Genomic DNA, 14,952 nt, shown 5'->3' with positions numbered 1-14,952 from the left:
CCCTATCTTCGCTCAATAAGGTGAACGGTCGTGCCTGACGAAATCGGAATTTTTCTGACAGAATGCTGCTTGGGATGTGTTAGTGACTGTAGGAGACCTTTCTGTGAGCGAATTCCCTGAAACACGTGACAGCCTGCTCGTGCAGGTTCGAGACCCCGAAAATCGGGATGCGTGGGAGCGGTTCGCTTCGATTTATCGGCCCGTGATCGTGCGGATCGCTGTGGCTCGGGGACTGCAGCATGCGGACGCTCAAGATTTGTCACAGCAGGTGCTGATGGCGGTCGCGGGAGCCGTCGGCGATTGGGAGAAACGTGACGAGTCGAGCAAGTTTCGACATTGGCTCAGCCGAGTTACCAAGAACGCGATTCTGAACGCCCTGATGCGGACGCCCAGGGATCAAGCCGTGGGTGGGTCGTCCGTCAAGAATCTCTTGCAGGAAATCGTTGATCCCGACGGAGCCACGACAGCGCTAATCGAAACGGAATACCGGCGAGAACTCTACCAGCGAGCCGCGAAAACCGTACGCGTTGAATTTCGCCCTGAATCATGGCAAGCGTTTGAAATGTCGGTCTCGGGCAGCGTGTCGATGGAAGAGGTCGCTGAGGCTTTTGGCAAAAGCATCGGCGCGATCTATACCGCTCGCAGTCGCATTATGTTTCGACTGAGCGAAGTGATCTCAGAACTTGAGGAACAAAATCAATGACCAACACACAATCACTTTGCAGCACACCCGACCATCTGCTCGCATTCCTGCGTGGGCGGCTCAGCGATCGTGAAGAAAGCGATTTGCAAGATCACTTGGATACGTGCGAGTCGTGTCGACTGCATCTGGAAACCACGGCCGCCGACGCGAATGCTTGGAGAGAAGCGGAGCGATTTTTGGGAGACACTTTCGATCTGGATTCCGATGACCATTCGCCTGTTGATCAAGCGAGTCAGACATCATTGCAGATCGAACAAGTGATCCAGTCACTTGGCCCCACCGACGACCCACAATCGCACGGGCGAATTGGCGGCTATGAAGTCACCGGAGTGATCGGCGCCGGCGGAATGGGCGTGGTGCTCAAGGCTCATGAGCGAGCGCTCGATCGAATTGTGGCCATCAAAGTGATGGCTCCGCATCTCGCCAGCAGCGGGTCGGCTCGCAAGCGGTTTGCTCGAGAAGCGAAAGCGGCGGCAGCGGTCATCCACCCCAACGTGATCGCCATTCACGGCGTGTCGAACGAAGGGTCACTTCCGTATCTGGTGATGCCATTCGTGGGCGGTGATTCGTTGCAAAAGCGACTGGATCATGATGGCCCTCTAACGACGACCGAGGTATTACGAGTCGGCAGTCAGATCGCTGCCGGGCTTGCTGCCGCCCACGGCCAAGGTCTCGTCCATCGCGACATCAAACCCGCCAACATCTTGTTGGACAACGGGGTCGAGCGAGTCTCGATCACCGATTTCGGACTGGCCCGCGCCGTCGATGACGCCGCGATGACACGTACCGGCGTTATTGCTGGCACGCCGCAGTTCATGTCTCCCGAACAAGCACGCGGCGAATCAATCGACCACCGCAGCGATCTGTTCAGCCTCGGCAGCGTGTTGTACATGATGTGTACCGGACGCGCGCCCTTTCGAGCAGAAACAAGTTACGGAGTCCTTCGCCGCATCACCGATGACCAGCCAAAACCGATTCGTGAAATCAATGCTGATATTCCCGAGTGGCTCTGCACCATCATCAGCAAACTGATGGCGAAACAAGCATCCGACCGATTCGATTCAGCCGTCGAGGTCGCCGAACTACTCGAAGACAGCCTCGCCCATGTACAACAACCCACGACAACCCCACTTCCAGAAAAGGTAGCGAAACTCGTCAAGAGTTTCGGCTCTTGCACAGATTCTAAACCAGCCGCAAGTCTTGACGACTTGCGCCGCCCGGCGATCGGTAAATTCATCGCCGCCTCAGCGTTCGCTTTCTCGCTGATCTTTGCGGGCATCTTGATCGTGCTGGAGTTGAACAAAGGCACGCTGACGATTGAGTGCGACTTCGACGACATTCCAATTCGGATCATGCAGGGTAAAGATCTGGTGAGAGATATCACGGTCAACAAAGGCAAGGAATCCATTCGAATCGCGGCGGGAAACTACCTCGTCGAGATCGATGGCCCGTTCGAAAAGATGACCGTGAACAACCAAGTCGTGTCTCTCACGCGTGGCGGCGAGGAAACTGTCCGAATCGTGCATGCGGACGCTGAGAATGAGACAATCGTGTCGGACAACTCACGTCCAAACGAGACGTTAAGTAAGACGCTACAACAACTGCAAGGGAAATGGCGACTCACGCAGCAAATCTTGGACGACGGCGATGAAAGAAGTCACAGGGTCAATACTATTTGGGAATTCAAAGGTGATCGCATGATTCGGCGCGAAGGCGGTCCCAGCGGTGAGGTGCTGATTCGAGTCGATGAATCCCAGACGCCCGTGCAATTCGAATTGATCGAAACCGAAGATAGATCGGGGCTGGGCCTACTGAGCGTTGAGGGCGACAAGCTCAGGATGTATCTCGGCAAGAGCCAGAAGACGCCTGATCCACGTAGTCGTCCTAAAAAACTTCAGTGGGTCGCAGGTGTCTACTACACAGAATTCCAGCGACTGGAGCCCGCTGAACCGATCGTCAATGTGGAACCGAGCATGGAGGCGAAAGCTGGAAAGGGTTCCAGCCACCGTGATCTTGTCCAGCCCCAAAAGATCAAAGACGTCAAGGCAGGGATTCAAGGACGCTGGCTCAGTGAGACGTTCTTCGACGGTTTCGAGCAGCCTCTCAAAGAACGAGATTCAGTCGAGATCGAAGTTGATGATGCGATGGTAAAGATCAGAGTTGACTCCCCGATTGGGAAGTATCCGATGCGCATCCATTGGCTGCGTCCTGCCAACAGCGATCCACCGGAACAATCACATCCAATCGATTTGACCGTCGAAGAAAACGGGCCGATGGTTGACTATCCGGATAGATGGAAGGGCATCATTCAATGCGATGGAGATACGCTGACGCTGTGCTTCGCCAAGAAATCTCGACCGAAACGCTTTCACCAAGGGGCCGACGTCTGTTTCATTAAATGCCGCCGAAAAGAGATCAACGACTCTCTCAATGGCAGTAAAATCGTTGACGTCAATCACTTACGAACGCTCGATGCGATCACATCGGGCTTCAATGAACAAACGAGCCAATTGCGGAAGGTGCTGTTTGATCACCCCATCCTTGATTTGACAGCCGAACAAATGCAGTCAGCATTGATTGACACGGCAAGCATGTATCGGCAACAAGGTAAAGTGGAGATTGCGTTGGCGCTAGAGAGTTCTGTTGAATCAGGCCGCTTGGTCGATGACCTGACTTACGCTGGCATGTCCGGCATTTCTTCGCCAAGTTTCCGCCAAATCGCGCCAACGTTAATCTTTGGGAATGGACCTGGACCGTTGTCGTTAATTTTTCTGTCAAAAGCGGAGTTGCGATACAGCCGCAGTGGTTGGTCCTCATCAACGTGGGGCGATATCCATCCGCCTCTAACGGGTGCCTGGGAGTTGGTGTCGGTTGAGCAGAGAGGCGAAACGCTGTCGCGAAAACCGCTAGACCAATGGAAACGGAAACATCCGAATTGGGAACGTCTCGCCATCGAAAAAACCACCCTGTCGATGGTTGGTGCCGTTGCTGAGACATTCGATTTCACGATCGTCTACGGCGCCGGCCCGCTGCCCCAGTTCCAGCTAAGCCAAGACGGCAACACGCGATTTGCGGGCGTCCTGATGGGCAACGGTTTCGTAGACGATACACAACTGCAGATCGCAGTTGATCTGGACGACGAAACAAAGCCAACGACATTCCACACCACCGACGGGGTGACAACGAAGCTCACCTATCGCCGCACCCGTCCTGCAGGCCGATCGGAAAGTGTGAAGCAGAAATAAGTATCGGACGCCTTTGACGTAGTAACCAATTCGCTACAGAGCGTTTGGGAGTTCATCTCCGCCGAGTCAAATGGTGTCGTTGTCGAATACAAAACGCGGACGACCTATCCTTGCTCGGCGCAGTTGACGATCACCGACGACCAATGGATGGTCGATGCAGGAATGGGAAGCGGCAGCAATCGTGTCGAGATTGCGAAGAAAAGGTACGGGTGAAGAAAAGGTACGCGGACTCAATTGCTAATTTGAGTCCTGAAATATTTTTTTTCTCGCATCCCGCTTACTTTTTAGAAACTCAATCATTTGCTCCGCAGTAAACTCGGTTCGCCGCGGGCTGTCCCAGTCGTCGCGCCCCAGGAACGTCGCGAGTTGCTTGAACCAAATTTTGGCCCACTTCAATTCCTGTTCCATCGACCCTGGTTTGATGTAAAGTTGCGATGCCATCGTGACTCCCCCCTGCACGCTCCGCATGCCCGATGCCAACTGCCCCGCACCAGCCCCTGCGCAAAGAATCCAAAGCCGGCCACCTTGTCAACTTCCCAGCCCCGCATCCTACCACTGCTGCAAGCGATCTCGGCGAACGACTTCTCAAGTTCGATCAATTGCATTGCTATCGCAAAGCAGTCTCCGCGTCAAATGCTTGCAGTCCAATCAGGCAGCTGACGCGAAAGTGAGTCGCAGTGGGCAATCCTAGCAAACCATTTTCATCGCCCCTCTAAGTGATGGGCACCAGGGTGAGAACAAGCTTGACACCCGCCCCACAGCGGGTGAGAATAGCGATCCCGGTCGCCCGCTCCGAAGAGGGGGCACACCGCGAGAACAAGTCGAAAAACCGGTGAGAACACCCCAAAACGGCTTATTCTCACCCTGACCCACCGCAGAAACATAAGTTCGCCAACGCAGAGCCTCTCACGCAATGTCGCGTCGTTCGGCGATTCAAAAGCACGGCATTTGCGTCTAATGTCAGGCTGCCCATTTCCACTCGCTATCGATTTGATTTCGGATTCCGTTGGCGATACAATCCTCCGGTCAGGAGTGCTCGGCAGTGCATCATCGTGCAACGTGTGTGGCGAACCATGCCGGTGCACCCGAGCACTCAAAAAACTATTTCCTGATGGTCACTTGTCCGTTCGTGCCAGGTGACCTCAGACGTTATGCCACTGAAATCCAAATCCAATGGCGTTTGATATTGACAAGTTGGTTGCCAGCTGCAGAACGAAGATTCAACAGTTCGCAGGTGAACACTCTCACGAAACGTTTTACCGTTTCGCCATCGATGCGGACATGCTTTGCCTAAACTCAATTGAGCAATTCGCCACTACGCTTGACCAATACCAATCCGGTTGGGAGCGTCGTACGCGACAGATCGATTCATTGTCAGACTTGTCCGAAGAAGACAAGCATGATGAAGAGTTTGGGATTTGCACCGCCGAAAAGTACGATGGACTCGAACGGACCGACGATGCAGTTGTGCTACAATTTATCAACAACCGGCGCTCCCACCTTCGCTCCAACGGGTGTGAATACTACTCCGAGGCCGGGATCATAGAATTGCGGGACAACACAGGTGATTGGGCATACCAAGGGTTTGCCGATCTTGATCGCGAATGCGGATTTGACCACGAACTTTACAACGCTCACTACCACGCTGCGATGGAAGCAGGCGACGGCCACGCACCGCAAACAGACTACGCGATAGCCATCAATGAACTCGTCGCTCGACTGCAGCGAAGCGACGCATTCGATAAACTGAAACGCACAGATGACTTTGCGGTAACGTGGGTCGACCACACCTACTAGCAAAAGGCATAACAATGCCGTGGACACGGAGGACGGCATCGTGTTTTTACAAATGGAAAATCAACTCGCCGTCCCCGGTCGCGGCCAGCGTTCTGTCATTGAATCGGGCCATTACACGAGGCAACGTTAATGCGACACTTCTCGTTCCGTCGATTCTCCGTGCGGACACTCTTAGTGCTCGTCGCGGTTTTCTCCGCCTTCCTTGCAGTCGCATCGCATCGAATTCGATCACAAAATCGTGTGGTCCGTCTCGTGAATTCGCTAGGCGGCCACGTGTGGAATGTATCGTTCAAAGAACACCGCATGATTATTCCCGAACACCCAGGATGGCTGCCCAAGATTCTTTACCCAGTTGTTCCTAAGTCGCTGAACTACATCTACCTGCCTGATGGCCGCGTTACCGACGCGGAACTTGAGATCATTGCTTCGTTTCCGAATCTTGAGGGACTCCAAATCAGCAACTCGAGTATCACTGACGATGGATTTAGGAAGCTTGCTGATTGCACGGAACTGCTCGAGCTGTCTATCTGCGATGTTGCTATATCTGAAGCAGCCTTGACAGAGTTTCAGACCGCAGTTCCAAACTGCGACGTGGGCCGATAGACTGACAATTATGCGACAGAACCAGTAAGGCTTTGACTTCGCGTTGGGCGGAGGTTGAGCCTGAATCTCGTTAAATGGTTAACGTTCTGTGAACCAGAGTGGCTCGGGAGACTAGCCGAAGCTCAAGGCCTTTGTTCAAGAAGCCCGGTGGGGCTGTAACGCTCGTGACGTGTCAGTTGGTCTCGGCTGCCAAGATATGGTACGGGTTTTGCATTATTGAGCTTTTGACTTTTGGCGTCTCGGGGCCTATTGAATCTATCCGTTTCGTCGTTATTTGCCGAGTCACTCCTCGATCGGTCTCCCCTTCGGTGTAGACTTTCCGCGGAGCTACGAACGATCATTTTCGCTCGAAGCCGGGTCGAAGTTCAAGTATTTCCAAGGAAATTAGTGGTTCGTCTGGTGTTGAACTCAGTAGCACAGCTAGCAGTTCAACGCGGTTGGGGGTGCCCGTTTGCAGGGGCCGCCGAATTCCAGAACAAAGTTCATTGGAATTGCAGTGAGCCTGCCCCTCGGGTGATCCAGACTTGGGTGTCCATGCTGTGCTACAGAACCCGCTATAATGCCTAGAATAATTCGCTCGTCGACTCGAAGCGAATGCAAATCCTCGACCAAGAGAAAGTACCCCCGCCGCGATAGCGGCTTACTTGAACCAAGTCGTGAACCGGAGCGACCGGCGGCGCATTTACAAATGGAAAGTCTTGGGCGGTCGCCCGGTTACGACTGGCGTTACGCGGACACAAAAGTTGCGCGGTCGATCTCGGATGCTCGAAGTTGCGCTTGCGATGATTTGATACAGTGGTCGAGTGTCCAGCGAACGGGAACTCAATTGCAACGTCGCCCGTCGCAGTTTTGACACGTACGACGTGACGCCACCGGTCACCAACCGGGCCGAAGGCCAGACCGACCTTGCTCGGTCGATTCCCATGCTCGATATTGCTCGGTCGATTGTTGCGCGGACTCGTGCGTGGCAAGCTGGACGCAGCGGGGCGAGTGATCCGATGGTGGGGGCGTCTCCGCTGCAAACACAGGCCGATAACCACGACGTGCACCGCAGATCCGGCGTTGCTAAACTTGCCATCACAACGTCAACCGCCGGATCGCGGTGACGTCAACCGTTATCGGACACAAAAGTTGCGCGGTCGATCTCGGATGCTCGAAGTTGCGCTTGCGATGATTTGATACAGTGGTCGAGTGTCCAGCGAACGGGAACTCAATTGCAACGTCGCCCGTCGCAGTTTTGACACGTACGACGTGACGCCACCGGTCACCAACCGGGCCGAAGGCCAGACCGACCTTGCTCGGTCGATTCCCATGCTCGATATTGCTCGGTCGATTGTTGCGCGGACTCGTGCGTGGTAAGCTGGACGCAGCGGGGCGAGTGATCCGATGGTGGGGGCGTCTCCGCTGCAAACACAGGCCGATAACCAGTAAGGCTTTGACTTCGCGTTGGGCGGAGGTTGAGCCTGAATCTCGTTAAATGGTTAACGTTCTGTGAACCAGAGTGGCTCGGGAGACTAGCCGAAGCTCAAGGCCTTTGTTCAAGAAGCCCGGTGGGGCTGTAACGCTCGTGACGTGTCAGTTGGTCTCGGCTGCCAAGATATGGTACGGGTTTTGCATTATTGAGCTTTTGACTTTTGGCGTCTCGGGGCCTATTGAATCTATCCGTTTCGTCGTTATTTGCCGAGTCACTCCTCGATCGGTCTCCCCTTCGGTGTAGACTTTCCGCGGAGCTACGAACGATCATTTTCGCTCGAAGCCGGGTCGAAGTTCAAGTATTTCCAAGGAAATTAGTGGTTCGTCTGGTGTTGAACTCAGTAGCACAGCTAGCAGTTCAACGCGGTTGGGGGTGCCCGTTTGCAGGGGCCGCCGAATTCCAGAACAAAGTCCATTGGAATTGCAGTGAGCCTGCCCCTCGGGTGATCCAGACTTGGGTGTCCATGCTGTGCTACAGAACCCGCTATAATGCCTAGAATAATTCGCTTGTCGACTCGATGCGAATGCAAATCCTCGACCAAGAGAAAGTACCCCCGCCGCGATAGCGGCTTACTTGAACCACGACGTGCACCGCAGATCCGGCGTTGCTAAACTTGCCATCACAACGTCAACCGCCGGATCGCGGTGACGTCAACCGTTACCCGACTGAAATGCCCGCTACTTCCCCGAACAGTTGACTCGCATCTCCATCCGAACCGCTTTGCTTGCCACGACTTCAGTCGCCATGTGGTTATCGTATTTTGCCGCAATGATCCGTTCCGATGGCTTTGAAGACCCAGCTGCTTCGACTGTCATCGTTGGATCGTTTGTTGGAATGACCATATTCACAATTGCGACATCATCGAGCATTGCTTACGACACCAAACCTACACGACAAAATGCCGTTTCCGGGGCTGTCTGGGGATTCGCCATATATGCGTTGATTGGTATTCTGATCGGCTTGGTCCCGACGGTCCAATGATATTCTTACACATGCTGGCTCGTAAGCGGGTAAAACCAGTAAGGCTTTGACTTCGCGTTGGGCGGAGGTTGAGCCTGAATCTCGTTAAATGGTTAACGTTCTGTGAAGCAAGGTGGCTCGGGAGATTAGCCGAAGCTCAAGGCCTTTGTTCAAGAAGCCCGGTGGAACTGTAACGCTCGTGACGTGTCAGTTGGTCTCGGCTGCCAAGATATGGTACGGGTTTTGCCTTATTGAGCTTTTGACTTTTGGCGTCTCGGGGCCTATCGAATCTATCCGTTTCGTCGTTATTTGCCGAGTCACTCCTCGATCGGTCTCCCCTTCGGTGTAGACTTTCTGCGGAGCTACGAACGATCATTTTCGCTCGAAGCCGGGTCGAAGTTCAAGTATTTCCAAGGAAATTAGTGGTTCGTCTGGTGTTGAACTCAGTAGCACAGCTAGTAGCACAGCTAGCAGTTCAACGCGGTTGGGGGTGCCCGTTTGCAGGGGCCGCCGAATTCCAGAACAAAGTCCATTGGAATTGCAGTGAGCCTGCCCCTCGGGTGATCCAGACTTGGGTGTCCATGCTGTGCTACAGAACCCGCTATAATGCCTAGAATAATTCGCTTGTCGACTCGATGCGAATGCAAATCCTCGACCATGAGAAAGTACCCCCGCCGCGATAGCGGCTTACTTGAACCATGCGATGAACCGAAGTCGCGGAGTCATCGTTTTTGACAATGGAAGATCATTCGCCGCGACTCGGTTATCGCGGTCGTTATCCGACTGAAATTCACACGAACGCCTTGAACACTAGCCAATCCCGTCACGGCGTCACGCTCTTTGAACTACTTGTCGTGTTCACGATCATCTCGATTTGCATCGCTTTACTCATGCCGGCCGTGCAATCCGCACGAGCATCAGCACGGAGAACGGAATGCGCGAGCAACTTACGACAATTCCATTTTGGCTCTCGCCCCCCCGTGAACATTTGCCCGGATTCACCTGATTCACTCGGGTACTTCCGTAATATCTTGGACTACAACGATCCTCGTGTTTACAACTCCACGCACTCAACGATGCAGTTCTTTGAGCACAATGGCGCTCCGCTCGTAGAGGCCCCGGATTCTCCGCCTGACATGAATCCCAACACCTGGTTCACACAGGCGAATATTGACGCGAACCTTGTCCTTCCGATTGTCGATTCTTACATTGCTAGAGGTCGCCATATTGGAAGTACAGCAAACTACTTGTTTCTCGATGGCCACATTGAGGTTATCGAATCGAAGGTAATCGAAGACTGGGCGACATCCGGCTACAACTTCACCCGTGCTGGTGCTGGATTGCCGCCACACTAATTCGCGGACAACAATCCCGTGAACCGGAGTCGCGTGTCAAACGTTTTGACCATGGTAAACTTTTTCGACGCGACCCGGTTACGGCGGACGTTATCGGACTCGAAAGCTTTTTGATGAATCTGCTTCCTCTGATCGCATTGCCAGTGTTCCCAGTATTTTTCGCGGGAATACTGTTTGTAATTTCTCGCATCAGCGGTTGGAATCACTTGGCCGGAATCTACGCGACCGATGTCTCCGTTCGCCCGACACATCGATATTGCAGCGGGACTATCAATGGAGTCGATTACTCTTCATGTCTAAATTTCGCGATCATCGACGACGGCTTTATGATGGTCCCTGTTTTTCCGTTTGCGTTCTTTCACTCGCCGCTCTACATACGTTGGTGCGATTTGTCTGATTGGTCCGTTCGACGGCGTGCCTTTCGTTCCCGCCTCACTGCAATTGTATCGGCACCCGCGCCTGTCGCGATTGTGTTCCCATCCTTTATTCGAGATTACGTCGACGAGAACGAACTCACCCGATAGTGCAAACAAAAACCGATAACATTGGAATTGCACGGGAGCGACCGACCTGGTCGTTCTTGCGGTGCTTGCTCAACACCGGTCGCCCCGTGAATTCTGACGTTCTACCAATGACAATGCGCACACCACTACTGTATGCAGGTATGCTCGCGGCACGCGAACTGACCAACACGCTACAGGGAAAGCAACTTGGCGTGACGCTCTGCGAATTGCACGATCAAAAGCCGGAGTTCATATGCTCCGAGGGCACGTCCATGCTTCTGGAGCTTTTTGAATCTAATACCAATAACGCCGAACATGCCTCGTTAGTTCATCATGGCACGGTGACTTTCACCGATGGCAGCAAATGCGCGGCTATCATGATGCGCGCTGCCACGGCAAACCCTGATTGGGTGCCGTTCGTGGTCGGATTGCCATACCGTCCTCCAAATGCCCCCAACGGTTTCGCAATCTATGGAGCAGTGATCCTGAGCACTGCTCCCCCAGAGGCAAAAGATTGGCTGGACTTTCTCTTTGAAGGCTTTGAGACGGAGAACCCAAACCTATGGAGAGAGTATAGTGATGACCTGGGTAAATAGGGCGACGCAAGTAGAACCATTCCGATGCACGGGAGCGGCGACGTCGCGTTTTTAACAATTGAGAATTTCTTGTCGCCGCCCCGTGATCGGCGACGTTCCCCGTACCGTTCGGAATGTTTTGAGTTCCCGCGGAGAGGCTGGGATTTCACGCTTGACGATTGATCCAAAAATTAATCCCTACCAATCGGTATCACCGCTAAAGGCACAACCAACGTACTATCGTACGGCCGTCGCTGCGGCCACTTGGTCGGAGATACTCGCGCTTGCCACCGGACCGTGGAGTTTTCTCAGCGGGACGCTCATGAAGTTTGGTTTTCCTGAACCGTTGCACATGGCGCAAAGTCTACTTCCCCCGGAGCCCGTCAACCTTTGCGAACTGTCACACTCCGCTCAGGACGCACTCTCCGCATCAGGGACTGACTTGGAAAGCCTCGGATACGTATCGGCTCAGGTCGCTCGGGTCGATCTGTTGGGCGACGCGGAAGGAGCCCGATCGTTGTTCCGCTTCCCAAGTGGCGACCGCATCGGGATTTGTCTCTATACTCGATGTCTGTACAATGAAGTATCGACAATTACGATCGCCTCGGTGATTGACGGATCGAAGTTGCTCGAAACGTCGAATAGTTCGTTCACTCTTGATGATGGAATCCCTTCTGAAACAGAGCGGCACCCGGAGCAAGCAGCAGAGTGGCTACATCTCCGACACGACGAGCGGTTGACAACGCTCAAAAGCGTACAAAGAAAAAACGTCTCCATTGACGTTTTCGAGGACGAGTTATCGGTTATAGAGACGATGGACGCCTTAGAACAGTCTTCCACAAGAAACTTCATTAAACGGGGCATACTGAAGTCACTCAGTCCATCACAAGAACGCAGGCTCCGAGAAAATGACACTCAGCTAACGGATGACGATTTATGAAGTTCGCCCGTAGGTGCGTTTGAAATGGATGATCAACCGTCTGGACTCGGTGACCACTGACGTTTCCCGACTAGCGATGATGACTGGATGGCAATCGTGTCGGCGATTCAAACGGTCTTCATACGTGATGGAACCGGCGCTAGTTTTCCAGCGTTCCTTGTTGAGGCAAACGTCAACTCGCTGTCGCAAATGCTTGCGTGCTCGATCGAATGGCAGAATGGTTCGGTGGCAGAATGATTGGCGCGCGCTGGTTAATCATTCTGCCCCCCATCATTCTGCCAACAAATTTCTTCTTTGTTTTTGCGGCCACAAACGGATATGCCGGCGATCATTGAGTGTCCTATCTTCTTACCTCCATGTTCCTACCAAGAAATCTTTTATCGCCAGTGTTCGATCAGCAACCGGCTTTATGCTCTAATGCAATCTCGCAATCCGCAATCCGCTTGCACCGGGGGCCGGGGTTGGACTCAGGAAATTCTCCGTGTCGTCCACTCGGTATTGGCATCGATCGCTGTCGCCGCTAACGCGGCTTTGTGGGGTCGAGTTGTCCGAGACCCCACGCTCACGCGTGGGGCTAAGTGCGGCCGCCGCTACCGCGGCTCGAAAGCGCCGTTCATTCGGGTGATTCGCGGGCAGCAGAGACGCGCTACGGTTTTCCCGCGAATCCCGCGAATGAACGCCAATGTTGCGCTGTCGAAACGGTGTAAAATCGCTTCTCGATAGACCGTACTGATTGGGGTGTGGTAGACTGGGATCGATTGTCTGGGAGGGTCCTGTGCGACCCGATGCGAAGAAAACGAGGAACCATCGGTTGAACCGAAGTTTCGGCCTGCCTTTGACTAGGCCGTCTCAGCGTCAAACGCCGGAACTCGGTTAACCGCGGACGTTATCCGACTGAAATCCATACTCGTTTGCTCCGATCTGCATGTTGCACCTAGATCCACATTCTTACACGCTGCCCGGTCGCTTGCTCCTGATCGTTTCGCTACTGATTCCCATCGCCGGGTTTGCTGGAACCATTTGGCTGATTTCAACGCTTGAACGCCCAGGACGCTACCCCCTAGTTGTAATTCTTGGCCCATTTATTATTGCCTCGACAGTCGTCTTTTTAGGCGGTTCCAAGCTGCTCTGAAAACTCGGGATTCGCGTTCACAAAACCGATCGCGCTGACGCAACTGAAGCGTTAAATCCAACGCGGCAATACGTCTCCAGGTCGGAGCGGATAACGACTCTCGCTAGCATGGCTTATTGCTCGACCTGCGGCGCGGACGTTACAATCGACGAAGACGCTCGTTGCGTTAAATGCGGTTGGCCCGTTTGATATGTTCCAATACCAACTTGGATATTTAAGCGGCGGGTAACCAAGGGTTGCACTCGAGCACGGCATCTGGCGTTTAGCAATGTGCAACCAATTCGCCGTGCCTAGTGAACACCAACGTTCTGCCACAGGATATCAGGATGAGAGTTCGAACTTACGTGCCACTGCTGCTGCTTGTGAGTGCAGCAACTACAGTGATGCTGGCCCACGGGAAATCTCCAACTGAGAAAGTGGCCAATACTGACCAATTCCTGCAGTCGGGTGACAGTTACGTCGTCCAGTTCCTTCGGGGCCGAGCCCCGCACTACACCTCAGGGCATGATCCATCCCCACTCGACTCTGATGATGGTGTCCAGGAGCCGTCGCAGGCACGCGTTTCGTGGACCTCATACCTGACTATTTATCGCGTCATCCGACAGCAAGGACCGTCGTGGGTACTTGTTGAATACCCTGTTAGTCCCAAAGACTACGATCGGTGGGAGGGTAAGCACCGCGCACAGTTTCGCCTTCGCAATCCAGCTTCGTTGATGTCCGAAATGAATGACGCGCAGAGAGCCAGCGCCAAATCGGCTGCTTCCCAGGAGATTGAAGTCAAGCAAGCGTGGTTGAATATCGGCCACGCGATTAGCATTCAACCACTCTCAATCAACTCGTTGTGGTCCCCATAGGCGGCATAACAAGGCGTACTGCACACAGAGCTGCGGTCCGGTGCTGAATCTGAATTCCATGTCGCTGGCCGCAGCCCGGTGACCTTGGTCGTTATCCGACTGAACAATGCCAACTGTTTTTCAAGCCGGTAATCACGAGCTGATCGCATTTGTGCGCGATCCCTCTGCCGAAACGCTTCTTGATTACTTCAAGGCTCGGACTGGTGAATGGATTGAGTCATTTATCTGCTGCGAAACATTTACCGTGGATACATTTTACGACTTCCGGAAACTCCAGAACATTGATCCGTCAGTTGCCTACGATATTATCGATAATCTGCGAAGCTTTGCAACGGATCAGCTGCCGGACAAGACACTGCTTCGATGGATGGACTTACTGGCTGCACTTGCTGATCACGCCGATATTGGCGATCCGCCTCGGTGGCTTTCTGAGCTCGCGGCATCTGCTATCTTGGCATTGAAACGATCGGAGCCCCAAGACTTAAAGCTGGCTTCATGGGCTCACTGGGCCAACGATGCGTGCGGATAAAAATCCGTTGCACGCGGAGCCGTGGGCCGAGCGGTTTCTGGAATCAAAGTCGTTCACCGCGGCCCGGTGATCGGTCCCGTTATCCGACTGGCGATGATGGCTTGATGCCAATCGTGTCGGTGATTCAAACAGCCTTCATGCGTGATGAAACCGGCGCTAGTTTTCCAGCGTTCCGTGTTAAGGCAAGCGTCAAATCGCTGTCGCAAATGCGTACGTGGTTGATCGAATGGCAGAATAATTAGGTGGCAGAATAATTGGCGCGCGCTGATATTTCCTTTTGCC

General features: G+C 53.6%; 14 protein-coding genes and 1 pseudogene. 13 read left to right on the top strand and 2 right to left on the bottom strand.

From position 1 onward, the window contains the following. The first annotated feature begins 103 nt into the window (after positions 1 to 103). Complete coding sequence (locus tag SH528x_RS14915; protein ID WP_442511311.1) at positions 104 to 703, top strand: RNA polymerase sigma factor; 600 nt, start codon at positions 104 to 106, stop codon at positions 701 to 703. After that, entirely contained in the window at positions 700 to 3,948 is a 3,249-nt protein-coding gene (locus tag SH528x_RS14910) for a protein kinase domain-containing protein (protein WP_442511310.1), read from the top strand. The genes SH528x_RS14915 and SH528x_RS14910 overlap by 4 nt, the downstream gene beginning before the upstream one ends. Positions 3,949 to 4,185: 237 nt before the next feature. Here the strand turns inward: SH528x_RS14910 and SH528x_RS14905 are convergent, their stop codons facing one another. Continuing rightward, the gene (locus SH528x_RS14905; RefSeq protein ID WP_442511309.1) at positions 4,186 to 4,389 is read right to left on the bottom strand and encodes a hypothetical protein; all 204 of its coding nucleotides are present in this window, start codon (positions 4,387 to 4,389) and stop codon (positions 4,186 to 4,188) included. Positions 4,390 to 5,121: 732 nt separating this feature from the next. On the opposite strand from SH528x_RS14905, the gene SH528x_RS14900 reads away from it, so the two are divergent. The 4 genes from SH528x_RS14900 to SH528x_RS14885 all read left to right on the top strand — a co-directional run bounded on the left by SH528x_RS14900 (position 5,122) and on the right by SH528x_RS14885 (position 7,707). Beyond that, positions 5,122 to 5,745, top strand: a complete 624-nt coding sequence (locus SH528x_RS14900) for a hypothetical protein (RefSeq protein WP_442511308.1) — start codon at positions 5,122 to 5,124, stop codon at positions 5,743 to 5,745. 303 nt (positions 5,746 to 6,048) lie between these two features. Then, positions 6,049 to 6,348 carry a hypothetical protein gene (locus SH528x_RS14895; RefSeq protein ID WP_442511307.1) on the top strand — a complete coding sequence of 100 codons (300 nt, stop codon included), beginning with the start codon at positions 6,049 to 6,051 and terminating at the stop codon, positions 6,346 to 6,348. Between the two features lie 803 nt (positions 6,349 to 7,151). Beyond that, positions 7,152 to 7,454: a hypothetical protein gene (locus SH528x_RS14890; protein ID WP_442511306.1), complete on the top strand. Its 303-nt coding sequence runs from the start codon at positions 7,152 to 7,154 to the stop codon at positions 7,452 to 7,454. A gap of 85 nt (positions 7,455 to 7,539) precedes the next feature. Further along, a complete protein-coding gene (locus tag SH528x_RS14885) occupies positions 7,540 to 7,707 on the top strand; it encodes a hypothetical protein (protein WP_442511305.1) in 168 nt (55 codons plus the stop codon). A 792-nt stretch (positions 7,708 to 8,499) separates the two neighbouring features. Here the strand turns inward: SH528x_RS14885 and SH528x_RS14880 are convergent. Further along, positions 8,500 to 8,637 (bottom strand): hypothetical protein, encoded by a 138-nt coding sequence (locus SH528x_RS14880; protein ID WP_442511304.1) that lies wholly within the window; start codon positions 8,635 to 8,637, stop codon positions 8,500 to 8,502. An 882-nt stretch (positions 8,638 to 9,519) separates the two neighbouring features. On the opposite strand from SH528x_RS14880, the pseudogene SH528x_RS14875 reads away from it, so the two are divergent. The 7 genes and pseudogenes from SH528x_RS14875 to SH528x_RS14845 form a co-directional block, all read left to right on the top strand. After that, a pseudogene (locus SH528x_RS14875) lies at positions 9,520 to 9,663 on the top strand (type II secretion system protein); the annotation flags it as partial. A 99-nt stretch (positions 9,664 to 9,762) separates the two neighbouring features. Then, complete coding sequence (locus SH528x_RS14870; protein ID WP_442512253.1) at positions 9,763 to 10,137, top strand: hypothetical protein; 375 nt, start codon at positions 9,763 to 9,765, stop codon at positions 10,135 to 10,137. A gap of 113 nt (positions 10,138 to 10,250) precedes the next feature. Next, on the top strand, positions 10,251 to 10,661 hold the full coding sequence (locus SH528x_RS14865; protein ID WP_442511303.1) for a hypothetical protein: 411 nt from the start codon (positions 10,251 to 10,253) through the stop codon (positions 10,659 to 10,661). 107 nt (positions 10,662 to 10,768) lie between these two features. Then, complete coding sequence (locus tag SH528x_RS14860; RefSeq protein WP_442511302.1) at positions 10,769 to 11,236, top strand: hypothetical protein; 468 nt, start codon at positions 10,769 to 10,771, stop codon at positions 11,234 to 11,236. A 151-nt stretch (positions 11,237 to 11,387) separates the two neighbouring features. After that, positions 11,388 to 12,155: a hypothetical protein gene (locus tag SH528x_RS14855; RefSeq protein ID WP_442511301.1), complete on the top strand. Its 768-nt coding sequence runs from the start codon at positions 11,388 to 11,390 to the stop codon at positions 12,153 to 12,155. A gap of 1,458 nt (positions 12,156 to 13,613) precedes the next feature. Continuing rightward, positions 13,614 to 14,141 carry a hypothetical protein gene (locus tag SH528x_RS14850; protein WP_442511300.1) on the top strand — a complete coding sequence of 176 codons (528 nt, stop codon included), beginning with the start codon at positions 13,614 to 13,616 and terminating at the stop codon, positions 14,139 to 14,141. 106 nt (positions 14,142 to 14,247) lie between these two features. Continuing rightward, entirely contained in the window at positions 14,248 to 14,670 is a 423-nt protein-coding gene (locus tag SH528x_RS14845) for a hypothetical protein (RefSeq protein WP_442511299.1), read from the top strand. The last annotated feature ends 282 nt before the right edge of the window (positions 14,671 to 14,952 follow it).

It is taken from the genome of Novipirellula methanifontis, assembly GCF_052161655.1.
GTDB lineage: Bacteria > Planctomycetota > Planctomycetia > Pirellulales > Pirellulaceae > Novipirellula.
This window is presented reverse-complemented; position numbering and strand designations above follow the sequence as displayed.